This window comes from Enterococcus sp. DIV0806c (genome assembly GCF_051710905.1).
Taxonomy (GTDB): Bacteria; Bacillota; Bacilli; order Lactobacillales; family Enterococcaceae; genus Enterococcus_B; species Enterococcus_B mundtii.
This window is the reverse complement of sequence record NZ_JBIOLO010000001.1, coordinates 1,992,676-2,018,883: the sequence shown is the minus strand read 5'-3', so window position 1 is coordinate 2,018,883 and position 26,208 is coordinate 1,992,676. Positions and strand designations below refer to the sequence as shown.

Sequence of the window (26,208 nt, the reverse complement as noted above, 5' to 3'; positions counted from 1 at the left end):
ACGGATGTGATTAGGAAATCAGTTGTTCACAAAACGAAAAACATGAAGAACTGTTGCTCCTCAGTGAGTTAGCCAAGTAAATCATTGTAGCGTGTATTGAGTGAAATCAAGAGAAAAGATGCGTGACAATCAAGCAAATACATATAAGTAGGTGGATAGATGAGAATTGGGATCATCGGGGCAGGTCCTCGTGGACTTAGCATGTTAGAGCGTTTACTCTATAATCAACAAGAAGAAGATATTGAGATCCTCCTTTTTGATCCAAGTGGAATCGGTGGCAAGGTTTGGCGAGTCGATCAGCCAAAAGAAGTACTGATGAATTCATTGGCGTCACAAGTGACGATGTTTACGGATGAGACATTAAGTAGTGGCGGCGTGGTCGCTAACGGAGTGAATCTTTATCAATGGGCGAAAGAATTTGCTCCTTCTTATCTTAGTAAGACAACTATCAAAGAAAAAGAAGCGTTTTTGTGTGAAGCAGCTAATTTATTAGAAAACCAACCAACAAGTCGTCGCTTTTTTGGCGTCTATCTCCAATGGTTTTACGCGCGTCTACAAGAACGATTTTCTGATCGTTTCGATTATATACAAGAATTAGTCATCGAAGCCACCAAGAAAGAGAAACAATTCATTCTGCGAACTAAAGAAGAAGCCTATGTGGTGGATAAACTGATCCTAGCAACGGGTCATTGGGAACATGAACGAACGTCAGAAGAAAGACAATTAAGTGAGTATGCGGCTGAGCATCACTTATTTTACCAAGGACCAGCTAATCCAGCCGATGTTGATTTATCGATGATCCCTGCCCAAGAACCGGTGTTTGTTCGGGGGTTAGGACTCTGTTTTTTTGATTATATCGGTTTGTTGACACAACAACGAGGCGGTCGCTTTGAAGAACTGGAAGGTCGATTGGTTTATCGTCCGTCTGGAGAAGAACCTATCGTCTATTGTGGCTCTCGGCGAGGGTTACCTTACTATCCCCATGGACGCAACCAGAAAAAAGTTGGCGAGGTGGCACAGCCAGTTATTCTGACGCAAGAACGATTAAATACGTACTATCGGACCCAAAAACTGACTGGACAAGATTTCTTTGCGGACTTAAAAAAAGATCTCGAATTGTTCTATTATAAAAAAGTGATTGAGGAACATGGGTTGTCGATTGCTCTCAGCGAATTTCAAGAAGTCTTTCTTGGAGCTACAGAAAAGGAATGGCTGCAAAAATATCCTGCATTAGCAAACCATTTGTGGTCTTGGAACCTACTTGATCACTTGACCGACCACACGTTACCCTATCCACAAATGAGTCGGAGATATATCGAAGATCAAATCAATGAAGCGCAAAAAGGGAATGTGGACGGTCCATTGATTGCGACGTTGGATGCATTGAAAGATTGGCGAAACATGGTGCATCAAGCAATGCTATGGGAAGTTTTTTCTGCAAAAGAATATAAAGAAGTATTGTGGCAATGGTTCAATACGTTTGATGCTTTTTTTACTATTGGTCCGCCTTTACGAAGAACCCAGGAATTAGCAGCATTGATCGATGCAGAGATATTCCATTTGGTGGAACCTTCTTTTACTGTAGTAGGAAAGGACAAAGGATTTTACCTCGAACGAGAAGGGCTTACAAGTGACTACCTTATTGAGGCACGATTACCAAAAAATGACTTACGAACAACGAGAAATCCAGCCTTGATCAGTCTACGTGATGCCCAGGTCCTTCAGCCATTCCAGTTGCATGATCCAAGTGGCGATTTCGTTTCTGGTGCGGTAGCGATCGAACGAGAAAGTTCACGTGTGATCGATGCACATGGGGAAGTACAAAACAATTTGTATTGTATCGGCATCCCAACAGAAGGGGTAGAATGGTTAACGGCCTCCGTTCCGAGACCACATGTCGATTTTTGGAACCTTAGACAAATCGATCGTATCGCACAACTGATTTTAGCTGAAGAATCATAAAAGAACGTTCTTTCAGGAGAGTGGGACATTAGTTCTCTCCCACCACCTAAAACCGAATAAACGGCGGGAACAGAAGTAACCTCTTCAGAAATAAGGCGCCATCCACAAAAATTTGAAGAACAATTTTCGTGGATGGCGCCTTATTTCTCGAGGATAAACACTTCTGTCCCGACCTCTTGTAGGAACGTTCTTTTTGGATAGCACGAGGGAGATAGAAGAAACCTGACTGTGCTATTCGTCAGCTTCCATTCCTATCGTAACTTAAAAATGCGAGTTTTAAAAAAAACTTGTTAGAAATAAAAAAACCCAAAAAATTGGAGAACAATTTTTGGGTTTTTCGTTTTTGAAGCTGAATGCTTCAATCACTCGTTCTTATCGTGATACACGTTTTCTCATTGCTTTTTTACGATTTTCTTCAATCATTGCTTCTTTTTCGTCGATTGGGTCGATGACTGTTTTCTTCACAGAAGTTACTAAACCAGCCACAGCTGCTACAGTAGCCAAGCTACCTACTAAGATACCTGATACAAATTTTTTCATAATGATTCACCTCATTTATCTATTTGACACTTCTATTATGAAGCAAAACCAGGAAAAACGCTAGTCTTTCGTTTTTTTATTTGAAACCCTTTACAATAAATTCTTGAAAAAATTTACTAAATGTTTTATTATAAATTTACTAAATAAAATGAAAGAAGGTTTTGTCAAAAAAAGTTCCTGTTTTCTAGTCATCACTTTTGTTAAAATAAATAACGAATATAATTATATGGATAAAGGAGTCTTAACATGACAATTTTAGTATTAGGCGGAGCAGGCTATATTGGTTCCCATGCCGTCGATCAATTAATTGAAAAGGGCTATGATGTAGCAGTCGTGGATAATCTTTTGACAGGCCATCGTCAAGCAGTTCATACTGATGCACGTTTTTATGAAGGCGATATTCGTGATAAAGAATTTTTACGCGAAGTTTTCCAAAAAGAAACGATTGAAGGTGTCTTGCACTTTGCAGCGAGCTCGTTAGTCGGTGAATCAGTTGAAAAACCCTTAGTCTACTTCAATAATAATGTTTATGGCATGCAAGTATTATTAGAAGTAATGCACGAGTTTGATGTGAAACGGATCGTCTTTTCTTCAACAGCTGCGACTTACGGTGAGCCAAAAGAATCGCCGATCACAGAGGAGTCACCAACGAATCCGAAAAATCCTTATGGCGAAAGCAAGTTGATGATGGAAAAAATGATGAAGTGGTGTGACGAAGCATATGGCATGCGTTATGTGGCTTTACGCTATTTTAATGTAGCAGGAGCTAAGAATGATGCGTCGATCGGCGAAGATCATACACCTGAAACTCATTTAGTACCGATCATTTTACAAGTGGCTTTAGGCCAACGAGAGTCATTAGCGATCTATGGCGATGATTATGATACCCCAGACGGAACATGCATCAGAGATTATGTACAAGTAGAAGATCTGATTGCTGCACATATTTTAGCTTTAGAATATTTAAAAGCTGGAAATGAAAGTAACTTCTTCAACTTGGGAAGTAATAAAGGTTATTCAGTCACAGAGATGCTAGAAGCAGCACGAGAAGTCACAGGCCGCGATATCCCTGCGAAAATCGCACCACGAAGAGCGGGTGATCCAAGTCGTTTAGTAGCTTCAAGTGAAAAAGCGAGAGCAATCCTTGGCTGGGCACCTGAATATACAGATGTGAAAGAAATCATCAAAACTGCTTGGGCATGGCATGAAAGCCATCCTAACGGGTATGAAAAGTAGGTGGAAGAAAATGACGATTAGTCAAACAATTGCAGATTTTGTCACACTAGCAATCGCGTCTGGTGGTTGGATGGAAATGGACCGTATCTACTTACAAAATCGTATTTTAGGTCTTATTGGCGAAGAAGCCGGCGACTCTTTTGAAGTACGTCCAGTGCAAGAAGAATCGGTCGATCTATTGAATCGTTTAGTTGAACAAGCAAAAGAAAATGGCTTGGTGACGGATGTAACAGCTGACCGAGAAATATTTGAGGCACAATTGATGGATTTCTTGACGCCACCACCTTCTGTTGTCAATGCTTTTTTTGCTCAACATTATTCAAAAAGTCCAGAAGAAGCGACGGATTATTTTTATCAGTTGAGCCGCAACAATGACTATATCAAAACACGAGCCATCGCAAAAAATATCGTGTATACTTATCCGTCTGAATACGGAGACTTGGAAATCACGATCAATCTATCTAAACCTGAAAAAGATCCAAAACAAATCGCTGCAGAAAGAAAAGCGGTGCATGTCGATTACCCATCGTGTATGTTATGTATGGAAAATGAAGGGTACAAAGGAAGATTGAATTACCCAGCACGAACCAATCATCGAATCATCCGAATGAACTTAGACGGAGAAAGTTGGGGATTTCAGTATTCGCCTTATGCCTACTACAATGAACACTCGATCATTTTATCAGAAGAACATCGACCAATGCGCATCACAAAAGAAACGTTTGCTCGGTTGTTGAAGATCACTGAAGTCTTACCACACTATTTCGTAGGTTCAAATGCTGATTTGCCGATCGTTGGTGGATCGATCCTTTCACATGACCATTATCAAGCAGGGCGTCATGAATTTCCGATGGCGAAAGCGCCGATGGAGAAATTGATCAAGCTAGGCGAGTATCCACAGGTGATTGCAGGGATCGTCAAATGGCCGATGTCTGTGATCCGTTTACAGTCGCCCGATAAAGATTTATTAGTAGAAGCAGCGGATGCAGTCTTAAACAAATGGCAGAACTATTCAGATGAATCAGTATCAGTCATCGCCTATTCAGCAGATGGTACGCCACATCACACGATCACGCCGATTGCTCGTCGCAGAGATGATTACTTCGAAATCGACTTAGTATTGCGCGACAACAATGTGTCCGAAGAACATCCTGAAGGGATTTTCCATCCTCATAGTGATATCCAACATATCAAAAAAGAAAACATTGGCTTGATCGAAGTTATGGGGTTGGCCGTCTTGCCACCACGCTTAAAACCAGAATTGGAAGAAGTGAAGCAATATCTACTGGGTGAAGAAAATCAACTCGCGGACTATCATCGTGAATGGGCAGAACAGCTAAAACAAGCAAATCCTGATTTGACTGAAGAGACTGCGACAGTTGTTATCCAAAATGCTGTTGGGCAAGTCTTCGCCAGAGTGTTAGAAGATGCCGGCGTCTTCAAACGGGACGAACAAGGAAGAGCTGCGTTCTTGCGCTTTACTGAAACATTATAAGCATCGGTCAGTTACAGGAGGGGAAACGAATGGCCACAATCAAAGATATTGCTCAGTTGGCGGGAGTTTCTCCTGCCACTGTCTCAAGAGTGCTGAATTATGATGAGAAATTGTCAGTAGGCATGGAAACGAAACAAAAAATTTTTGAAGCAGCTGAACACTTGAATTATAAAAAACATCATAAGAATCTAGCCTCTGAAAAACAAACGATCAAATTGATCCAATGGTATGATACACAAGAAGAATTAGAAGACCTTTATTATCTTTCTATACGCTTAGGAATCGAAAAAAAAGCAGAGGAAGCGAATATTCGCCTGATCAAGGAAACCTGGGATGCCATCAGTGAGCAGTCTGCAGACGGAACGATTGCTTTAGGAAAGTTTGACGAAGAGCAATTGAATGAATTGAAACGTACGCAAGAGAACCTTTTACTTGTCGATTCAGATGGCACAAGATTTGGCATCGATTCTTTAGTCGTTGATTTTGAGTCGAGTCTCCGCTTAGTGATGGGTCATTTCTTACAAGAAGAAGTCAAACAACTCGTGATGATAGCCGGAAAAGAGTACACGAAGCAACACCGAACACCGGTGACTGATCCTAGAACGGCAATTTTTCAAAAACTGATCAGTGAAGAAAAGAACCTCTCAGGAAAAATCATTGAAGCGGATTTTTCAGTGGAGGCAGGATATCAAGCTGTTCATGATTTTTTATTGCAAGAAAAGGAATTACCTGATGCGTTGTTTGCTGCGAATGATGCGTTAGCAATTGGTGCATTGAAGGCAATCAAAGAAGCAGGATTGACTATCCCGCAAGATATCTCAGTGATAGGCTTCAACGATATCAGTGTAGCAAAGTATGTCTCACCACCTCTCTCTACAGTCAAAGTGTACACCGAATGGATGGGGGAGTTGGCAGTTGAGACATTGAGCCAGTTAATCCATAGTACTGCGCCGGTTTCAAGAAAAATCACGATCGCGACAGAACTAATTTTACGAGAATCAACAAAACAAGCCACGATCAAATAGACGATTATCAACCTAAGTAAAGGGGTGGAAATTTCAACAGTGGCGAGAGCCCAACTTGATTTTTCCTCCCCTTTTTTACCTCGAAGTATGCTACAATGATAAACGACATTAGAGTAGTAGAAGGGAACGGTCAAATGATTACATTAGGGATCGATACAGCAAATCAAACCTTAGCTGTTGGCGTATTGGAAGACGAAACAGTGTTAGGTCAAATCCAAATCAATAGAAAGAAAAATCATAGTCTGACATTGATGCCAGCGTTGGATCAATTGATCTCAGATTGCCAACTCACACCAGAACAAATCGATCGAATTGCTGTGTCAAGTGGTCCAGGCTCTTATACAGGATTGAGAATCGGTGTCACAACTGCCAAGACATTAGCCTATACTTTAAAGAAAGAATTGGTGGGTGTTTCCAGTCTTGCTGTACTTGCAGCAAATTGCGTAGGAATCGAAGGAATCATTGTACCGATGTTTGATGCGAGAAGAAAAAATGTTTATGCTGGTGCCTATCGCTGGCATCATGGAACATTAGAAAACGTTCTAGAAGACACCCATATTGCTTTTGCAGAATTAACCGAAAAATTAAAACAAATGGATGGATCGATCACTTTTGTCGGTAGCGATTGCCACAAATTCAACTCAGAAATCGCTGAATCAATGCCTGATGCTAAGCGTAACTCCTTGCCACTTTGGGATATTCCTAGTGGAGTTGTCGTCGCGCAATTAGGGGCTTCAAGTAATCCGGTCAACGATATCCAAGCCTTTTTACCACGTTACTTAAAACGAGTGGAAGCAGAAGAAAAATGGTTGGAGACACATACGCCAGGAGAAGAAAGCTATGTTGAAAAAATTTAAAGCCTATCTACGGACCATGCTTCAAGAAAAAGCAGATTATCCAGAGAAAACGATCACTGTAGGCGAAAAGCAATTTCAAATACGGGAACTGACAGTTGATGATGTCAAGGCATTGTTAAGTATCGAACGGGAAGTTTATTTAGGGGAGTTACCTTGGACAAAAAGTGCATTTATCTCAGAGCTGACTTCCCCATTTATGACTTTATATTTAGGGATATTCGATCGAGAAGAATTATTCGGCTTTGTTGGATCTAGAGTATTAGGACTCGATTGCCATCTCACGAACATTGCGGTCAGTCCCAGTTACCAACGGCAGCGTGTCGGCACCTATTTAATCAACGAGATCGAGACATTCGCACGGATGAATCAATGCGAGACCATGTCATTAGAAGTACGGATCAGTAATCAGAATGCCCAACGCTTATACAGAAAACTAGGTTTCCAATCAAGAAAAGTAAAAAAAGGGTATTATACAGAAACGAATGAAGATGCCTTAGATATGGTAAAACTATTAAAAGAAGAGTGAAATAAAGTGATTGAAGAAAAAACAGCTTTCAAGGATACAAAATTAGCTCAAGCGCTTTGGCAAGTCAGTGACGATGCTTTTTTAAATGGATCACCTTGGACAAAAGAGCAATTTTTGTCTGATATCCAACAACCGCAAACCAATTATTTAGTCCTTAATCAGGCAGATGAAATCATTGGCTTTATTGGATATGCCAAAGTACTTGATGAAGTAGAAGTGACGAATCTTGCAGTTCTGACTGCTGAACAACACAAAGGTGTAGCAAGACAATTATTACAAGAGATGCTGCAACGAGAAAAAGCTAACCAAGCGCATAGTGTTTTTTTAGAAGTACGACAGTCAAATATTGCTGCCCAACACCTTTACGAATCAGAAAAATTCCGCCAAGTAGGTAAACGAAAAGCCTACTATCATGATCCGGTCGAAGATGCGGTCATCATGTGTACAAAGCTAAAAACAGAGGTGATGAAACCATGAACGAAAAACAAACAGAATTGATTTTAGCAATCGAGTCAAGCTGTGATGAAACAAGCGTAGCGGTCGTGAAAGATGGTCAAGAAATCTTATCGAATATCGTTGCCTCTCAAATCAACAGCCATAAACGCTTTGGCGGGATCGTACCTGAAGTGGCCAGTCGCCATCATGTAGAGCAAATTACTTTATGTCTCGAAGAAGCGTTGGTGGAAGCAGGCGTGACTGCTGAACAACTTACCGCGGTTGCTGTCACAGAAGGACCTGGTCTTGTAGGGGCATTACTCATCGGTATTTCAGCAGCAAAGGCTTTTGCTTGGGCAAATCATCTACCATTGATCCCAGTGAATCATATGGCAGGACATATTTACTCCGCCCGCTTCGAAAAAGCGTATGAATTTCCATTAATGGCGTTGTTGGTCAGCGGAGGACACACGGAGTTAGTTTATATGGAAGAAGATGGCGCGTATGAGATCATCGGTGAAACAAGAGACGATGCCGCTGGAGAAGCCTACGATAAAGTAGGACGTGTTTTAGGATTGAGCTATCCAAGTGGAAAAGAAATCGATGAATTAGCCCATCAAGGTAAAGATGCCTACCACTTTCCTCGAGCAATGCTTCGTGAAGATAACTATGATTTTAGTTTCAGTGGCTTAAAAAGTGCATTTATCAATTTAGTCCACAACGCGGAGCAACGAGGGGAAGAATTGGATCGAGCAGACCTTGCTGCGAGTTTCCAAGCCAGTGTTGTGGAAGTCTTGGTAACAAAAACGATACGTGCTTGCAAAAGTTACCCGGTGAAGCAATTGATCCTTGCAGGTGGCGTTGCTGCCAATCAAGGGCTAAGAGAAAGCTTAAAAGAAAGTTTAGCCACAGAATTACCTGAATTGGAACTGATCGTACCACCATTACGCCTTTGTGGGGACAATGCGGCAATGATCGGTGCCGCTGCATCCGTCGAATGGCGAAAAGGAAGTCTTGCTGATTATCGACTGAACGCAGAACCAGGTTTAGTGTTAGGTGAGACAATAGAAAATGTCAGGTAAATTACCTGACATTCATCTAAGAAATTTGAATGCAAAAAAGATTATATGGATATAATCTAGGTTATTATAAGTATAGTTATGGAATTGGAGACTTCTCCTTTTCCATACACTTAGCATTGACAAGGCTGAAAGGCCCAAAAAACTTAAATTAACTCAGGTTATATAAATTGTGTCAGTTAATTCTATGTGATAGTATAGGAACTGTAGAAAATAAAAAGGATAATGTTATTTTCTATAGTGTTTAAACTGAAGGTTGAAAGCCTTCACAATTCAATGCAAAGGAGGTCGAATGGATGAAAAAGTTTGTCGGATATTTAGTTGTATTTTTCACTGCATTATTGTTCACTGTCCCTGTAGATGCCGCTGGCGCGATTTCTGCGAATGAGCAACAGATCCTAGACTTGTTGAAAGCACCAGTAAGTGTTCAAGGAAAAGAATTCACTGTCCCTGATACTTACATTACACAAGCCGAAAACCATTTGAAACAAAATGATTTAACGGATGCACAAGTAGAAACTGCCGTTACAGGTATTCAAAATGTGCGTAATCTGTTAGGTTCAGTAACAATAGATATGACAGGAGTCAACACGCTTGATGATTTGATCCGTGCTTTACCACGGGATGTCATCATGCAAATCCAACAAGAGGTAACGAGAGTTGCTGACGCGTTGGGATTAGTTGTACTAAGTTGGAATGGTAGCAACATCCAAATCGGTGCGAAAAACGCTGATGGAACAACATCACCAGCTTTTAGTACTAGTTCTCCAATTAAACAAACAGGTGGTAACTATACCGCTAGTGCAATGGCAATTGCTTCGTTACTATTAGTCGCAGCAGGTGCGGTCGTAGTAGGAAGAAAGACAAAGATTGCGTAAAAAACGCAAGCTGCTTAAGAGACTAGGGGCAATGCTTTTTGTCCCTGTCTTTTTTTTGGCAGCTGGTTATTCTCTAATGTACGTCATAGGAAGACCTGTCATTCATTTTGCCACTTCTTCTTTAAATTTGTTTTTACTTTCAGATGTCCCAACATTCGAAACGCAAGAACAAAGCTTTGAAGCTGTAAAAGAAGAAGATGTCGCTAAAGATGAGAACAATGAACTGGCATCTAGCAGTGTCGCTTACCCTAGAGGTGGCGAACGCTATGGTGACATCATAGTGGATTCTTTAGATCTGAATGTGCCTTTGTATTTTGGAGATACCGATGAGATATTAAGAAAAGGTGCCGGACAATATATGGGTTCTGTCTACATAGGTGAGACTGGAACGTCACTAGTCGGTGGGCACAATGTTGATGGGTTTGGTAAGCTAAGCGGTATTCAAACAAATGATATCGTAACAGCTAAGACGACCTATGCGAATTACCGCTATCAAGTAAAAGAAATGGTGATTCGTCATAAAGATGATCCGGAAATCAATGAATTGATCAGTCAAAAAGATAAACCAATACTGCTTCTTTATACATGCTATCCTGTCGATAGTTTAGGCATGACGGATGAACGACTTTTTGTTATCTGTGAGTTAGTTGAAGGTCCGTTGATCAATCCTAATAAATAGGAGGAAATCATGAGTACGCAAAAATTCATGCAAAAAGGGTCTCGTTGGCTACTTACTTTTATTTGTTCTTTGAGTTTGTTTGCCGGCATGACGTTAGTTGTATTGAGACTAACGTTGTTCAACCAACAGTTTATGGAAAAAGCCATGGAAGAAGCCAATTATTCAGAAACGATCACCTCTGAGATCAATCAAAGAATCAGCGATCTGGGTCGAGGAAGCAATATTCCTGCAGATGTATTGGCAGACACTGTTCCTCAAGCTTATGTACAATCGAATGTTGAACACTATATTCGCACCATTTATACAGACATTCCTTTTTTGATTGAACGGACAGAGGATGTAGACAAAATCATCCAGAAAAAAGTCGAAGACTATGCGAAAGAAAACAATTATGAAATCAATGCAGAAACACAACAATCGATTGATAATCTAAAAAAATCTGCCATCGAAACCTATAGTGAATATATTGAGATCCCTTATCTTTTGACCTATGGTAAGCAAGTGATGGGGTATAAAAGAACGCTGACCTTATTGATCTTCTTTACAATGACAGTTTCTGCATTATTAGTGATTGCGATCATTGCAATCGACACACGTTTTTTCCATCGTGCGTTACGCTATTTAAGTTATGCAGTGGGGGGCGCTGGTTTAATGCTTTTAGCGTTACCTCTTTTTGTGTACCTTTCCAAAATGGTCGAGCGTATTGGCATCAATTCAAAGTCGCTCTATCATTTTTTAACTACGTATCTAAGCAACTTTATTGTAACATTTATCCAATGGGGAATCGTGCTCATAATTTGTAGTTTCATCATCTGGATGTTGAGCGAATTATTAAGAAGACGAAAAGTTAAGAAAAGATATTAACGATAGAAAGTGGAGAAAACATGGAAGAAACGATTAGTCTAGGGGAATTATTTGAGATTTTAAGAAAGCGTTGGTTGCTGATTCTTGCGACCACGCTTGCCGGATTTGCATTAGCTGCTGGAGTCACGTTCTTTTTGATCACACCTAAATACAGTTCATCAGCTGAGATGATCGTTCAGTCAAAAGCAGAAAATACGAATACGAATCTACAAGATGTCAACGCTAACGTATTGTTGATCAATACTTATAAAGATATGATTTTAGGCGATGTTGTCATCAATGATGTTCAAAGAGAACTTGAACAAAATTATGGACAAAGTCTTACAAAGGGTGAGTTGAAATCGGTGATCAGTGTCAATCAATCACAAAACTCACAAATGTTCCAAATCGTTGCAACTGTCGATAATCCAGATCATGCGACGGATATCGCCAACGTTACAGCACAAGTATTCCAATCAAAAGCAACGGACGTATTGAATGTCAATAAAGTGACGATCACTTCTGCAGCACAAAGCAATCCTACACCTGTTTCACCAAATAACATGTTGAACGTAGTTATCGGTGGGTTGCTTGGCTTGATGATTGGAGTCGGATTAGCCTTTCTTCTAGAGTTGTTAGATAAAACAGTCAAAGATGAGCGTTTTGTCACAGAAGAATTAGGATTGCCGATTCTTGGAGACGTCAATGAAATGACGAAGAAAGAACTTGAAAACGGCCGTATGTTTCAACCAGCAGAAGTCGAAACGATTGAAACAACAGAACAAAGAGAAAGCCGTCGTTCACGAAAACGTGTATAAGGAGAAGTATTTATGAAGAAAAACACTATTTTACCTGTTTCACTCCTCAGCATTACCGATAAAAATGCCATGGTTTCCGAACAATATCGGACGATTCGTTCAAATATCCAATTTGCTTCTGTCGATCGTGAATTGAAGACGATGGTCGTGACTTCATCTGGTCCAGGTGAAGGAAAATCAACAACAGCTGCTAACTTAGCTGTCGTATTCGCAAATAGTGGCAAACGAGTTTTGCTGGTGGATGCTGATTTGAGAAAACCAAGTGTAGCATTGACTTTTCAATTGCCAAATGTCAATGGATTAAGTAATTTTTTAGGCGATCGTGAAGGAAGACCGGAATCATATTATCATACCAGTTCCGTCGAAAATCTTTGGGTCATGACAAGTGGACCAAAACCACCGAATCCATCAGAACTACTTGATTCGAAACGAATGGAAGAAGTGATCGAACAACTAAAAGCAGTATTTGATTTGATCATTTTTGATTTACCTCCCATTGCAACAGTCACTGATGCTCAGATCTTAGCCGCAAAAACAGATGGGACACTTTTAGTCGTCCGAGAACGCAAAACAATGAAACAAGAATTAATCAAAGCGAAAGAACTGCTATCCATTGCACAAGCAACGATTTTAGGTGTTGTTTACAACGGTGCGAAGAAGAATGCAGATTTTAATTATTATTACTATTGATGAGGAAGTGAGCAAAAATGATTGATTTACATTGTCATATTTTACCTGGTTTAGATGACGGACCAAAAACGGTCAAAGAATCGATCGCCATGGCAGAAGAAGCTGTTCGACAAGGAATCACCCACATTTTATGCACCCCTCATCACAATCAACGTTTCACCAATGAAAAAGCAGATGTATTACTAGCTGTCGAAGACTTGCAAAAAGAACTCGATCGACAGTCCATCTCCCTAACTTTATTTGAAGGACAAGAAGTTCGAATAAAAAGTAATTTGATAGATGAAATTAAAAGTGACAAGATTCTTTTTGCAGATGTCACCGATCGCTATTTGCTAGCTGAGCTACCAACAAACAGCATTCCCGAATACACAGAAAATTTGTTTTATGAATTACGTCAGATGGGGATCGTACCAATCATTGTCCATCCTGAGCGGAACCGCGGTTTCCAAGAAAGTCCTAATCTATTATTACCCTACTTGAATATGGGTTGTTTGGCGCAGTTGACTGCACCAAGCATTGCAGGTGTTTATGGCAAACAGATCAAGAAGTTAAGTGAAGAACTGGTCCAACATCGGCTTGTCCAGATGATCGCCTCAGATGCCCATAGTCGAAAAGATCGGGATTTTTATATGGAAAAAGCATATAGTATCGTAGAGAAAAAATTTGGATCTACAGTCATCGAAGAAATGGATCAAGTAACAAGAGACATCATCAATGGGGAGCAAGTGCATGCAAAAGATTTTCGACCTATTGTATAAAAGTTTTAGGGGGCGCAGGGTTTGTTTGAACTTACTAGAAGAAGAAAAGTAATTATTTTAGTTTTGGTTGATAGTTTATTATTAGGCATCTCTATATTATCAAGCTATTATTTTATGACACCATTTGTTGGTATCGATCAAGATTATTTAGCCGTGAATCTAGGCGTATCACTAATTTTTTACATTGGATATGGCATGCTGTTCAAAACATTCACGCGAATCAATCGATATACGAATTTAAATGAGATGGCAGCTATTTTTTCAGCGATCACTTGTACCGTTATTTCATCATTTATCATCCAATATTTGTTTATGCAAAAAATCAGCCTTAGATTACAATTATTAACTTACATCTTATCTATGTTTCTCATCATCAGCAGTCGTTTATTCTGGCGTATATATATCGAACATAAAGCACAGCGTCAAGAATCGCCACTAAACAAACACAGAACACTAATTATCGGAGCTGGCGAAGGCGGACGTATCCTATGCAATAGTATTCTTAGTTCAAAAGCAATCAACGATTTGGAAGTGATTGGCTTTGTGGATGATGATCCGAACAAATATAAAACATATTTGTCTGGGATAAAAGTCGTAGGGAATACCAAAGACTTACCAAGATTGATCGATGAATTGTCGATTGACATGGTAACGATCGCGATACCTTCCTTGCCACGAAAAAGAATTCGTGAAATTTTCCATCTTATCGAATCAAAAGAAGTCAAGATGAATACCATGCCCTCGATTGAAGAAATCGCATCAGGGAAAATCAATGTTTCTCGCTTGAAAGAAATCGACGTAGTCGACTTGTTAGGACGAGAAGAAGTCAAATTAGATTTAGACAAACTAAAATCACACATCTCAGAAAAAGTCATACTTGTTACCGGAGCTGGAGGCTCTATTGGTTCAGAAATTTGTCGTCAAGTACTTGCTTTTTCGCCAAAAAAATTACTCTTATTAGGACATGGTGAAAACTCGATTTATTTGATTCATCGCGAACTATCAGGAGATCCCTCTTATAATAAAACAGAAATCATTCCAATTATTGCTGATATCCAAGACCGTGAAAAGATCTTCCATATCATGAAAGAACATCAGCCAGATATCGTCTATCATGCAGCAGCACATAAACATGTGCCATTGATGGAATATAACCCAAGAGAAGCAGTAAAAAACAATATCAAAGGAACAAAAAATGTAGCTGAGGCTGCCAAAGAAGCGAATGTCAAAAACTTTGTAATGGTTTCCACAGATAAAGCAAATAACCCACCAAATGTAATGGGAGCCACCAAACGAATCGCAGAAATGATCGTGACAGGCTTGAATGGAGAAAACTGTACCAAGTTTTCGGCCGTAAGATTTGGTAATGTGTTAGGCTCCCGTGGAAGCGTGATCCCTGTTTTTCGAGAACAGATCGCAAAAGGCGGACCAATCACGATCACCGACTTTCGGATGACCCGTTACTTTATGACGATCCCAGAAGCAAGCCGTTTAGTCATCCAATCGAGTGCATTAGCCAAAGGTGGCGAAATCTTTGTCTTAGATATGAGTGAACCAGTTAAAATCTTAGATCTTGCACGAAATATGATCCGCTTGAGTGGGTACACTGAAGAAGAAATCGAAATCGTCGAAACAGGCATTCGACCTGGCGAAAAATTGTATGAAGAACTGTTATTGGACAAAGAACGAAATGATGAACAGGTGTATGAAAAGATTTTTGTCGGGAATATCAAAGGTTACCCGATCCAAGAAGTCATGGAATTTGTAACAGGTTTATCCGACGATGACAAAAAGCTAGCAAAAGAAGTCGTAGCATTTGCAAGGGCTTCGAGTAAATAGGGGGAGTTATTTATGTATAAAAATGGGTTGAAAAGAGTCATTGATATACTTTTATCTTTCGTGGGGATTATCATTTTGTCTCCATTATATCTAATTTTATGTATAGCAATTAAATTAGATTCTAGAGGACCAATCATATTTAAACAGAAAAGACTCGGCAAAAATAGATCATATTTTTATATTTTTAAGTTCCGTACGATGAAAATCGAGACACCGAAAGAAATGCCAACACATTTGCTATCTAACCCTGAAGCCTATATCACACGTGTAGGACGATTTCTAAGGAAAACGAGTTTGGATGAATTACCTCAACTATTTAATATTCTAAAAGGAGATATGTCAATCATTGGTCCTCGTCCGGCATTATGGAATCAATATGATTTAATTGAGGAACGAGAAAAATATGATGCAAATGATATTAGACCAGGTTTGACCGGGTTAGCACAAATCAGTGGACGTGATGAATTAGCTATCGAACATAAAGCTAATTTAGACGGATACTATACAGCTAACGTTACTCCTTGGATGGATTTAAAATGTTTTTTTGGAACAATAATCTCAGTTTTTAAGAGTGAAGGTGTTTTAGAGGGTGGAACAGGTTCACTAAAAAAGGAGAATAATAAATGAAAAAAATTCTTATTACTGGTGCAAACAGTTATATCGGAACATCTTTTGAAAGTTGGATGAAACAATATAGCGATAACTATCAGATAGATTCGCTAAGTGTGAGGGGAGATGAATGGAAACAATTTGACTTTTCCATTTATGACACAGTATTCCATGTAGCTGGGATTGCCCATGCAGATGTCTCAAAAGTTTCAGAAGAGACAAAAAATCTTTATTATGAAGTGAATAGAGATTTAGCAATTAATGTTGCAAAGAAATATAAGAAGGATTTATCTGATAAATCTGGTCAGTTTATTTATATGAGTTCCATTATTATTTATGGGGAAGAGACAAATATAAATAAGAAACGTGTGATTACTGCTGAAACTAAGCCAAACCCTTCAAACTTTTACGGCGATAGCAAATTGCAAGCAGAACAAGGGTTGTTACCATTAAACGAAAATCATTTTAAAATTGTGATTCTTAGGCCGCCAATGATATATGGCCCCAATAGTAAGGGGAATTATCGACAGTTAGTTAAAATAGCAAATAGATTACCTATATTTCCAGACGTTAAAAACGAACGTTCCATGTTGCATATTGACAAGTTATGTTCTTTCGTCAAAGAAAGAGTAGATAATCAAGACAAAGGGATATTTTTCCCACAAAATGATTCATATGTTAGAACGAGTTCTATGGTCAGAGATATTGCAGAAGAAAATGGTCGAAAGATTTATTTGTTTTCTTGGATGAATTGGTTTATTCGTTTGTTAGGATATGTTCCAGGAAAAGTTGGAAGATTGATAAATAAAGCATTTGGAAGTTTAGTTATTGCAGTCGAAGAACAGGAGCTATGAAATGAAAAAAAACAAGACATATTCAGTTTTAATGTCAGTATATAGCAAGGAAGATCCTTATTATTTAAAAAAAAGTATTGAAAGTATTTTGAATCAGTCCGTTTCAACAGATGACTTTGTTATCGTAAAGGATGGAAAGTTAACTCCCGAGTTAGACACTGTTTTAGAAGAATATTCTAGAAAATATAATAATATAAAGATAGTTGCTTTGCAAAAAAACATGGGGTTAGGGTTGGCTTTGAATGAGGGTCTAATGAATTGTAAGAATGAGCTAGTAGCACGTATGGATAGTGATGATATTAGTTTAAAGGATCGGTGTGAAAAACAACTGAAAAAGTTTAATTCCAATGAGAAATTGGATATTTTAGGAATGCAAATTGCAGAGTTTTATTCTAATCCGGATGATATAATCAGTATTAGACAAGTTCCTAGTAGATATGACGATATAGTTAAATTTTCAAAACGGAGAAGTCCATTTAATCATCCCACTGTAATGTATAGAAAATCTCGAATAGTCCAATTAGGTGGATACAAAGATGTCCGAAGAAAAGAAGACTTAGAGTTGTTTTTAAATGCACTTAGTAGGGGGTACTATGCTGAAAATTTAGAAGAAATCGGATTGTACTTTAGGTCTAATAGAGATAACTATCTTCGAAGAAAAGACAAAATAAATTGTATTAATTATATAAAAACTATAAATACTTATTACAAGAAAAAGTATTGTAATGTGTTTGATTTGAGTTACGTAATAGCTAGCCAAGTTTTTTTTATGATAGCCCCAAAGCCAGTGATGAAATATGTTTCAGATAAATTCTTAAGGAGAAAAGTGATTAATGAGTAAAAGGTATAAAATAATAGAGAAAATTAAAAAAATGTTACCTCTTAATTTAAAGTTGAAACTAATTAAACTTCACTTAAATACAAAAAAAGTAAATTCAATTCAAAATAAATTTACCACTGATAAACCTAAGTTATTCGTATTACTTGGCACGGATTATCCTAATCTAGGAGATCATGCTTTAACACTATCTCACAAAGAATTTTTACAAAATAATTTCCCGGAATATGAAGTTGTTGAATACAGTGTAGATGAAACTTTGAATGCGATAGAGTTTTTAAAAAATAAGATTTCTAAGGATGATATTATAACAATAAAAGGTGGAGGGAACATAGGTATAGAGTATTTTCGCGAAGAATTATTACGGAGGAAAATTTTAAATTCATTCAAAGCCCACCCAGTGATTTTATTTCCACAGACAGTTTATTTCCCGCAGACTAAGCTTGGAGATAAAGAATTTAATAACACAATAGATATTTTTAGAAGTAGAGATAATATCCATGTTTTTTTGAGAGATGTAGAGTCATTTAAACTATTAAAAGAAAAAAATGTGAAAAACATTTATTTAGTTCCTGATATTGTTTTTACAATGAAAGGTATGAATAAAAATGATATATCCAGAGGAAAGAAGAATATTTTATTATGTTTGAGAAATGACAGAGAAAAAGCAGAAAACAGGATGAGCGCTTCATGGCTGTCAGAACAATTAACTGCAAAAGGATATCAAGTAGAAATTACAGATACAGTTGTAGATTTTGATGTCAACTCTAGCAATCGTGAAGATGTATTAGTTCAAAAATTAAATGATTTTTCTGCTTCACATATGGTTATTACAGATAGACTACACGGAATGATCTTTTCATATATTACGAATACCCCGTGTTTAATTTTTCAAACATATAATCATAAAGTGACAGGACAATACGAGTGGATAAAAACTAGTAATGCTGTTAGCTTAATAGAAGATAAAACTAGTTTTTGGAAATCATTTGAGAAAATGGAAAAAATCTACAATTCTCAAGAGTTTAATTTTATTGAAGTTGAAAATAAATATGATTTAATTAAAGAAACAATTAGAAAATATATTAAAGAATATTAGTTTAGATAATAAGGAGATCATATGGGGTTATTTTTTATCTTGACATTATATATACTATTATTAGCTGCAATTTTTAAGAAGCAGAAAAAAATTTTTTTATTCTGCACTTTCTCACTTTTTTTTGCACTATCAGCTCTAAGATCTGTCAACATAGGTAATGATACTAGTGACTATAAGTTATTGTTTGAAAATCTTAAATTTATGCCTGTCGAAAATTTTACTTGGCGGTTCGAAACTGGATACTTATATTTTAACAAATTTATACAAATTTTTTTTGAAAATAGTCAGTCTTTATTTGTTATATCGGCTTTCATAGTTTGTCTAGGTTACGCTATGCTTATCAATAAATTTTCAAAAATAGTTTGGCTAAGTGTCTATCTATTTTTTACGTTGAGATATTTTGATTTGTCTATGAATATATTACGACAAAGTTTAGCAATGGTTATCTTGTTTTTAGGCTTTTATATTTTAATTAAAGAAAAAAATATACTCTATTTCATTATATTAGTATTTTTAGCTTCTTTATTCCATAATACAGCTATTGTGTTCTTGGTAGTAGCTATTCTTAAGAAAATTAAAAATGAAAAAAGGTATATAGCTTTTTTATCTTTAATAACATTAGTAGGATTATTTAGTTTTAATACTATATTTTCTTTCGTTTTGCGGTTCTTTCCAACGTATTCATATTATTTGAATTCAAGCTATATGGATGGAAATACTAGGGTAGCTACCATTCTAAATATATTGGTAAACTTGGTAATACTTTTATTTGTATATATATGTAAGTTTGAAAAAAACAAAGTCAATAACTTAATGTTTCATATGTTAATGTTTGGAATTTCAATTACAGTTATATCTTTGAGATTTAGTTTGTTAGATAGAGTTAGTGATTTTTTTACAGTTTATTCAATTATACTTATTCCTAATGCACTGAGTTTTACGAAACAAACTAAAAATATTAAATTATTTTTGATATATATAATACTGATTTGTTTCTTTATATATTATTTGGTGATAATAATTTACAGACCGGACTGGAACAGAGTATATCCATATGAGTTCTTTTGGAATTCACAATAGAAAATATACAGGAGAGAAATGAAAATAATATGGTGAGAGTATTAAACGTTATAGGGAGAAGGCCGACAGGTGGCATAGGGGCCGTAGTTAAAAATTATCAAAGTCACTTTAATGAAAAAATAATATTTGATTACCTTCTCTTTTCAAATGAAAAAGATGGTGAATTTGATGCCTTTGTCAAAAAATTAGGATCAAATGTTTATGTATTACCTGCTTTAGAAATGAAAAATCTGTTTGTACTAAAAACAGCTGTAAAAAAATTTTTTGAACAATATTCGAATAATTATGATATTGCACATATTCATACAGTTAATATTGCTTTCCTAGTTGCTAAATATGCAAAAAGATCAGGAATTAAAAATATAATTGCGCATAGCCATGCTACAAAATTTTCTGATAAAAAAATTAATTCAATTAGAAATAGACTGTTATGTGTTAATCTAAAAAAACTTTGTACTGATTTTATTGCTTGTTCAAGCGAAGCAGGATATTTTTTATTTGGAAAGAGATTTATGGAAATGCATAAAGTGAATATATTAAAGAATGCTATAGATATTAAAAAATTTGAATTTTCTTTAGAAAAAAGGAAAAAAATTAGGAGTGAGTTTAAACTTAAAGATGAAGTAGTATTTGCTAGTATTGGAAGATTATCAAAGCAAAAAAATCAAAAATTCTTAATCGATATATTTAATGAAATTCATAAAGAATTACCTAATAGTAAGCTACTAATTGTTGGCGAGGGTCAAGAATTAGAAAACCTTAAAGCTAAATCTGAGAAGTTAGGACTTAATAATGAAGTTATATTCACCGGTAGTAGGAATGACATTGATTTTATATTATCAGGAATTGATATTTTTTTGATGCCTTCTTTATATGAAGGATTACCTGTTATTGGTGTTGAAGCGTTATCCTCTGGACTCCCATGTATATTTAGTGATGAAATATCAAAAGAGTTTCAATCAGAAAAGAGTTATTATATTTCTTTGAACAATTCTTCTCTTGAGTGGGCTAAACAAATTATAAATATTGTAAATATTAATATAGACAGAAATTTGAGTCAAACAGAAGAAATGGGCTATGACATTAATGTAGAAGCACCAAAACTTATAGAATATTATAAGGGCATAATTAATAGGAGTGAAGATAGTGAAAAAAATATTGTTTTTTGATACTTCAATAGGTACTTTAAATATTGGAGACGAAATAATTAATGAAGCAATTGCGAGGGAATCAGAGAAGATTTTTAGTGAAGATTATATATTAAAATTACCTACTAGAACTAATGTATTAAACCATTTTCAAATTTTATATAATAAGAGCTTTAAAGAAAATTTTGGCGCTGCAGATTTGAAATTTATTTGTGGAACTAACTTGCTATATAAAAATATGTTACGGCCTATGCCGAATTGGAATATAAATATTTTAAATACTTCTATTCAAAAAAATAGTATTTTATTCGGAGTAGGTAGCGGTAATAACTCTAAAAAAACAACGTTATATACAAAATTCCTTTATAAAAAAGTACTCTCACATGATTATATTCATAGTGTACGAGATCAGGCTACTAAAAGAATGTTGGAAGAAATTGGGTTAAAAGCAATTGTAACTGGATGTCCAACACTTTGGGAACTTACTCCAGAGGTTTGTAGGAGTATCCCCACTACTAAAAATAATTGTGCTATTTTTACTCTCACACACTACAGGTCTTTTAGAAATTACAATGAAGATAAAGAGATGGTTAAAATAATAAAAGAAAACTATAGCAATGTTTATTTTTGGCCTCAAAGTTTAGGTGACTTAACTTATTTAAATGAGCTTAATGAGGCAGAAAATGTAAACATATTACCTCCCAATCTGAATGCCTTTGACCAATTTTTAAAGACGCATGAATGTGATTATATTGGAACCAGATTACATGGAGGAATTTTTTCTCTGCAACACGGTAGAAGATCTATAATACTTGCCATCGACAATAGAGCAAGAGAAATCAAAAAAAATAATCATATCCCATGCATTGAGCGAGATGAAACTTCTTTAAGCTTGCAGGGCCTAATAAATAGTAAGTGGGACACGAATATAACAGTTGAGGTAGAAAAAATTGAAAAATGGAAAAAACAATTTAACTAACTTACTTAAGTTGGATGCTAAGTTTAAAACATTAGGTATGAATACATTGATTTTTGGAATTGGGAATATTTTATCAAAACTTATTCTCTTTTTATTAATGCCTTTATATACTAGTTTTTTGACTCCTACACAGTATGGAACTGCTGAGTTGCTGAATAACAGTGTGGATTTAATAATGCCTTTTATTACTTTATGTTTATATGAAGCAGTTTTTAGATTTAGTATTGATAACATTCATTCTACAAAAGAAGCAGTTTTTAGTAATAGCCTTAGACTATTACTAAAATCATTAGTTGCTACTATAGTGGTGTGTATAGCAATTAGTTTGATAGCTAGTAGTAATTATCCATTACTTTTTTTATCCATGTTAATTCCATACAGTCTAAGACAAATTTTTGCACAGTTTTCTCGAGGTATAGGCTATTCTAAAGAATTTGCAATTAGTGGTATTTTAAATGCTTTGGCCCTTGGTCTAGTTAGCATATTACTCGTCGGCATATTAAAACAAGGAGTTCAAGGATATATCTTTTCGATTGCTATTGGAAATTTATTTTCGGCAAGTTATTTATTTTTTAGGTTAAAATTATACAAGTTCATAAATATATCGTCAAAAGATTCGCAGCTAGTAAAGCGCATGCTTACTTATAGTCTTCCAATGATTCCCAACTCAGTTTCTTGGTGGTTTGCTAATATTTCAACTAGATATATTTTGATGTTTTTTGAAGGCGTAGCGATAGCAGGGATTTTTACTGCAATAAGTAAGCTTCCATCAATTATAAATATGCTATCTTCAATATTTCAGCAAGCATGGCAATTTTCTGCCTCAAAAGAAATTAAACAGAAAGAATCAAGTAAATTTTTTTCAAAGGTTTTTTCTATATACTATACTTTGATAATTCTGGCATGTAGTTATCTAATTACATTTATTCCTATGATTTCTAGAATAGTTTTAAAAGGAGAGTTTTTTTTATATTGGTATTACGTTCCACTATTACTAGTATCAGCGGTATTAAACTGCCTTTCAGTGTATTTCGGTTCAATATACACTGCTGCAATGAATAATAAAATGATAATGATCTCCACACTATCAGGAGCATTAGTAAGTATAATTTCATCTATACTACTTATTCCTACGATAGGGATATTAGGAGCTATTGTGGCTTCCAATCTTAGCTATATTGTAGTTAATGTAATGAGGTATATTGATACAAAAAAAATTATTAAGATAAAAATTGATTTTAAACAATTCCTCAGTCTGTTCTTCCTGATTTATATACAAGCTATAGGATATATAATTTTTAACAAGTATTTTTTCATATATTCACTTGCTGTATCTTTTCTAATAACTATTACTATAATTTGGAAGAGATTTTCATATACAATATTCCACAGATAATTTATAATGCCCCCTAAGTGAGACTAAAGTCTCACTTAGGGGGCATTATAAAATGCTTTTAATTTAATAGAATATATATTATGTTTTAAAAGAGAGTGTTATTTGTTTATAATTTCACTCCCGCCACCCCGGTGTCACTGCCTCCTTACAAAAAGTGAACCGCTTCTTATCATAATTCACCAAGCCGGAATCTTTCAGCTGTTTGATCACCTGTCCGGCGGTTTCACGAGTGGTCCCGCTATTGACTGCTAGTTCTTTCAACGTGATTGGATAGGGGATCGATATATGACCGTCTTCTGTAGGGATTCCTAATTCTTCTTTTAAAACAAATAGGTTTTGTTTCACTCGGTCAAATGCACTGGAGGTCAAGCCGATTTGAATGCGTAGTTCGTGCATCTGAACGACTTTTCCTAACTTTTGGATCATGTAAATCAATTGATTGGGGTTGTTTTTGACGATTTTTTCATAACAAGCTACAGGAAAATAAAAAGTCTCGATATCTGTCATGGCTTGTGCTGTATACGTATAAGGTTCTTCTTCAAAAATACCAGACATTGGAAAGAGATTATTTGCTGTGACATAATCATAGTAGTAATAAGTAGCACTTTCGTCATAACGCTCTAAACGGATCAATCCTTCTGTTAAGACATAGAAACGTTGCCGCTCATCTCCTTCATCAAAAAGCACTTGTCCTTTCTTATATGAACGTAGGACAGTCTGCTCTTTGATTTCTTCAAATTCCTCATCAGTAAAGTGTTCAAAATCAGGTTGATATCTGAGTTTAGAAAAATGATAATCGATTTTATTTACACGCATGAACATCCCTGCTTCCTATAATTCTCTCCTTCTATTGTGACTTCTTTTATTTCTTTTGTAAAGCCATAATACATTCCGAGAAAAGCTATATTTTGTAAAAAATCAATTGCGTTTGTTATTATGTAGGATTTATACAAAACAGATGAATATAATTTGATGAGTGATCATAAAAGTGTATAAAAAACAAATAATATACATAAAGTAAACGCTAACAACCTTAATTTGAATGGGATTTAAAAATATACAGAAAAATTTTTTTGATGAATAAAAATTTTTTTGATAGAGTTTTCAGTATAAAAAAAAGAGAAATTATTAATAAAAGATGCAAAAATGTGTAATTATTTAATTAAGCTTTAATAATGAGAGATTCTTCTCATTTAAAATGCGAGAAAAGCATGAAAGTGATTACAAAAGCAGTTTATTCTAAGTATGTAATCAAAACGAAGGAGGCAACACAACATGGATAAACCGATTCACGTTTTCTCTGAGATAGGAAAGTTAAAGACAGTATTATTAAAACGACCTGGTCAAGAAGTTGAAAATCTAACACCTGATATTATGGATCGTTTGTTGTTCGACGACATTCCGTATCTACCGATTGCACAAGCTGAGCATGATGAATTTGCACAAGTGCTCCAAAGTGAAGGCGCTGAAACATTATATTTAGAGAAATTAGCGGCTGAAGCAATCGATGCAGGTAATGTCAAAGAGGAATTTTTAAATAAAATGTTAGATGAATCTTTTATTGCATCTAATGCTGTTAGAGATGGTCTTCATGAGTTCCTTCTATCAATGGAAACTCAAGATATGGTAGATAAGATCATGGCGGGTGTCCGTACAAAAGATATCGATGTGAAATCACGTAGTTTATACGATTTATCATCTGATGACGACTATCCATTCTACATGGACCCAATGCCAAACCTATACTTTACAAGAGACCCTTCCGCATCAATGGGGAATGGGATGACAATCAATAAAATGGCATTTGAAGCGCGTCGTCGTGAGTCAATGTTCACAGAATACATTTTGAACCACCACCCACGTTTTGCAAATAAAGGTGTTGACGTATGGTTGGATCGCGAAAATCCAGATCATATCGAAGGTGGGGATGAATTGATTCTTAGTGACACAGTTGTCGCTGTGGGTATCTCACAAAGAACAAATGCAAAAGCGATCGAGCGTTTAGCACGTCACTTATTTGCGAAAAACGCCGGATTTGAAAAAGTCTTGGCAATCAAGATTCCGAATAATCGTGCCATGATGCATTTAGATACAGTATTTACAATGGTTGATCATGATAAATTCACGATCCACCCAGCAATCCAAAGTAAAGAAGGAAAAATGGACGTCTTTACAATTGAACAAGCTGGCGATGATATCAAAATTTCTCATTCAGATGATTTACAAGAGTCATTGAAATCAGTTCTAGGTTTAGATGATCTTGTATTGATCCCAACAGGTAATGGCGATGCGATCGTTGCACCTCGTGAACAATGGAATGATGGCTCAAACACATTAGCGATCGCTCCAGGGGTTGTAGTTACTTACAATCGTAACTATGTATCAAACGAATTATTGAGAAGCTACGGCATCAAAGTATTGGAAATCACTTCAAGTGAATTGTCACGCGGTCGTGGCGGCCCTCGTTGCATGAGCCAACCATTAGTTCGTGAAGATTTAAAATAGTTTATTTCTGATGGCAGTCCCTGTCAGCTGCCATCAGATT

26 protein-coding genes are annotated in these 26,208 nt (G+C 36.2%); 24 read left to right on the top strand and 2 right to left on the bottom strand.

Annotated features, from left to right (window positions below):
- The first annotated feature begins 159 nt into the window (after positions 1–159).
- Entirely contained in the window at positions 160–1,962 is a 1,803-nt protein-coding gene (locus tag IGK77_RS09450; protein ID WP_074800784.1) for an FAD/NAD(P)-binding protein, read from the top strand.
- 372 nt (positions 1,963–2,334) lie between these two features.
- On the opposite strand, the gene IGK77_RS09445 is transcribed toward IGK77_RS09450, so the two are convergent.
- Entirely contained in the window at positions 2,335–2,502 is a 168-nt protein-coding gene (locus tag IGK77_RS09445; protein WP_010735150.1) for a DUF3042 family protein, read from the bottom strand.
- Between the two features lie 246 nt (positions 2,503–2,748).
- Between IGK77_RS09445 and galE the strand changes: the two genes are divergently transcribed.
- The 22 genes from galE (at position 2,749) to IGK77_RS09335 (ending at position 23,663) form a co-directional block, all read left to right on the top strand.
- On the top strand, positions 2,749–3,738 hold the full coding sequence (gene galE / locus IGK77_RS09440) for a UDP-glucose 4-epimerase GalE (protein ID WP_074800782.1): 990 nt from the start codon (positions 2,749–2,751) through the stop codon (positions 3,736–3,738).
- A gap of 10 nt (positions 3,739–3,748) precedes the next feature.
- Positions 3,749–5,233 (top strand): UDP-glucose--hexose-1-phosphate uridylyltransferase, encoded by a 1,485-nt coding sequence (gene galT / locus IGK77_RS09435; RefSeq protein WP_438713163.1) that lies wholly within the window; start codon positions 3,749–3,751, stop codon positions 5,231–5,233.
- Positions 5,234–5,262: 29 nt separating this feature from the next.
- Positions 5,263–6,258 (top strand): LacI family DNA-binding transcriptional regulator, encoded by a 996-nt coding sequence (locus tag IGK77_RS09430; RefSeq protein ID WP_074800776.1) that lies wholly within the window; start codon positions 5,263–5,265, stop codon positions 6,256–6,258.
- 134 nt (positions 6,259–6,392) lie between these two features.
- Positions 6,393–7,115 carry a tRNA (adenosine(37)-N6)-threonylcarbamoyltransferase complex dimerization subunit type 1 TsaB gene (gene tsaB / locus IGK77_RS09425; RefSeq protein ID WP_074800773.1) on the top strand — a complete coding sequence of 241 codons (723 nt, stop codon included), beginning with the start codon at positions 6,393–6,395 and terminating at the stop codon, positions 7,113–7,115.
- The gene (gene rimI, locus IGK77_RS09420; RefSeq protein ID WP_074800770.1) at positions 7,099–7,641 is read left to right on the top strand and encodes a ribosomal protein S18-alanine N-acetyltransferase; all 543 of its coding nucleotides are present in this window, start codon (positions 7,099–7,101) and stop codon (positions 7,639–7,641) included. The genes tsaB and rimI (IGK77_RS09420) overlap by 17 nt, the downstream gene beginning before the upstream one ends.
- A gap of 6 nt (positions 7,642–7,647) precedes the next feature.
- Entirely contained in the window at positions 7,648–8,118 is a 471-nt protein-coding gene (rimI, locus tag IGK77_RS09415; protein WP_074800767.1) for a ribosomal protein S18-alanine N-acetyltransferase, read from the top strand.
- Positions 8,115–9,158: a tRNA (adenosine(37)-N6)-threonylcarbamoyltransferase complex transferase subunit TsaD gene (gene tsaD, locus IGK77_RS09410; protein ID WP_074800764.1), complete on the top strand. Its 1,044-nt coding sequence runs from the start codon at positions 8,115–8,117 to the stop codon at positions 9,156–9,158. The genes rimI (IGK77_RS09415) and tsaD overlap by 4 nt, the downstream gene beginning before the upstream one ends.
- A gap of 293 nt (positions 9,159–9,451) precedes the next feature.
- Positions 9,452–10,033 carry a hypothetical protein gene (locus tag IGK77_RS09405; RefSeq protein ID WP_074800761.1) on the top strand — a complete coding sequence of 194 codons (582 nt, stop codon included), beginning with the start codon at positions 9,452–9,454 and terminating at the stop codon, positions 10,031–10,033.
- 31 nt (positions 10,034–10,064) lie between these two features.
- Positions 10,065–10,712, top strand: coding sequence for a class D sortase (locus tag IGK77_RS09400; protein ID WP_074800759.1), 648 nt, complete (start codon positions 10,065–10,067; stop codon positions 10,710–10,712).
- Positions 10,713–10,721: 9 nt separating this feature from the next.
- Positions 10,722–11,576: a hypothetical protein gene (locus tag IGK77_RS09395; protein ID WP_010735160.1), complete on the top strand. Its 855-nt coding sequence runs from the start codon at positions 10,722–10,724 to the stop codon at positions 11,574–11,576.
- 20 nt (positions 11,577–11,596) lie between these two features.
- Complete coding sequence (locus tag IGK77_RS09390) at positions 11,597–12,373, top strand: YveK family protein (RefSeq protein ID WP_010735161.1); 777 nt, start codon at positions 11,597–11,599, stop codon at positions 12,371–12,373.
- 12 nt (positions 12,374–12,385) lie between these two features.
- The gene (locus IGK77_RS09385) at positions 12,386–13,063 is read left to right on the top strand and encodes a CpsD/CapB family tyrosine-protein kinase (protein ID WP_062805073.1); all 678 of its coding nucleotides are present in this window, start codon (positions 12,386–12,388) and stop codon (positions 13,061–13,063) included.
- 17 nt (positions 13,064–13,080) lie between these two features.
- On the top strand, positions 13,081–13,821 hold the full coding sequence (locus tag IGK77_RS09380) for a tyrosine-protein phosphatase (protein WP_074800752.1): 741 nt from the start codon (positions 13,081–13,083) through the stop codon (positions 13,819–13,821).
- 21 nt (positions 13,822–13,842) lie between these two features.
- The gene (locus IGK77_RS09375; RefSeq protein ID WP_074800749.1) at positions 13,843–15,660 is read left to right on the top strand and encodes a polysaccharide biosynthesis protein; all 1,818 of its coding nucleotides are present in this window, start codon (positions 13,843–13,845) and stop codon (positions 15,658–15,660) included.
- Positions 15,661–15,672: 12 nt separating this feature from the next.
- Entirely contained in the window at positions 15,673–16,287 is a 615-nt protein-coding gene (locus IGK77_RS09370) for a sugar transferase (RefSeq protein WP_074800745.1), read from the top strand.
- A complete protein-coding gene (locus tag IGK77_RS09365) occupies positions 16,284–17,123 on the top strand; it encodes an NAD-dependent epimerase/dehydratase family protein (RefSeq protein ID WP_074800742.1) in 840 nt (279 codons plus the stop codon). The genes IGK77_RS09370 and IGK77_RS09365 overlap by 4 nt, the downstream gene beginning before the upstream one ends.
- A gap of 1 nt (position 17,124) precedes the next feature.
- On the top strand, positions 17,125–17,964 hold the full coding sequence (locus IGK77_RS09360; protein WP_074800740.1) for a glycosyltransferase: 840 nt from the start codon (positions 17,125–17,127) through the stop codon (positions 17,962–17,964).
- Entirely contained in the window at positions 17,957–19,060 is a 1,104-nt protein-coding gene (locus tag IGK77_RS09355) for a polysaccharide pyruvyl transferase family protein (protein ID WP_074800737.1), read from the top strand. Before IGK77_RS09360 ends, IGK77_RS09355 begins: the two co-directional genes overlap by 8 nt.
- Positions 19,061–19,081: 21 nt before the next feature.
- Entirely contained in the window at positions 19,082–20,140 is a 1,059-nt protein-coding gene (locus tag IGK77_RS09350; protein WP_074800734.1) for an EpsG family protein, read from the top strand.
- A 29-nt stretch (positions 20,141–20,169) separates the two neighbouring features.
- Positions 20,170–21,309 carry a glycosyltransferase gene (locus tag IGK77_RS09345; RefSeq protein ID WP_074800731.1) on the top strand — a complete coding sequence of 380 codons (1,140 nt, stop codon included), beginning with the start codon at positions 20,170–20,172 and terminating at the stop codon, positions 21,307–21,309.
- Positions 21,287–22,267: a polysaccharide pyruvyl transferase family protein gene (locus IGK77_RS09340; RefSeq protein ID WP_074800728.1), complete on the top strand. Its 981-nt coding sequence runs from the start codon at positions 21,287–21,289 to the stop codon at positions 22,265–22,267. The genes IGK77_RS09345 and IGK77_RS09340 overlap by 23 nt, the downstream gene beginning before the upstream one ends.
- Positions 22,239–23,663, top strand: a complete 1,425-nt coding sequence (locus IGK77_RS09335; RefSeq protein WP_161642521.1) for a lipopolysaccharide biosynthesis protein — start codon at positions 22,239–22,241, stop codon at positions 23,661–23,663. Before IGK77_RS09340 ends, IGK77_RS09335 begins: the two co-directional genes overlap by 29 nt.
- A gap of 114 nt (positions 23,664–23,777) precedes the next feature.
- Here the strand turns inward: IGK77_RS09335 and IGK77_RS09330 are convergent, their stop codons facing one another.
- On the bottom strand, positions 23,778–24,479 hold the full coding sequence (locus tag IGK77_RS09330) for a Crp/Fnr family transcriptional regulator (RefSeq protein WP_023519859.1): 702 nt from the start codon (positions 24,477–24,479) through the stop codon (positions 23,778–23,780).
- 459 nt (positions 24,480–24,938) lie between these two features.
- Here IGK77_RS09330 and arcA point away from each other — a divergent pair, with 459 nt between their 5' ends.
- Positions 24,939–26,168, top strand: coding sequence for an arginine deiminase (arcA, locus tag IGK77_RS09325; protein ID WP_062805084.1), 1,230 nt, complete (start codon positions 24,939–24,941; stop codon positions 26,166–26,168).
- The last annotated feature ends 40 nt before the right edge of the window (positions 26,169–26,208 follow it).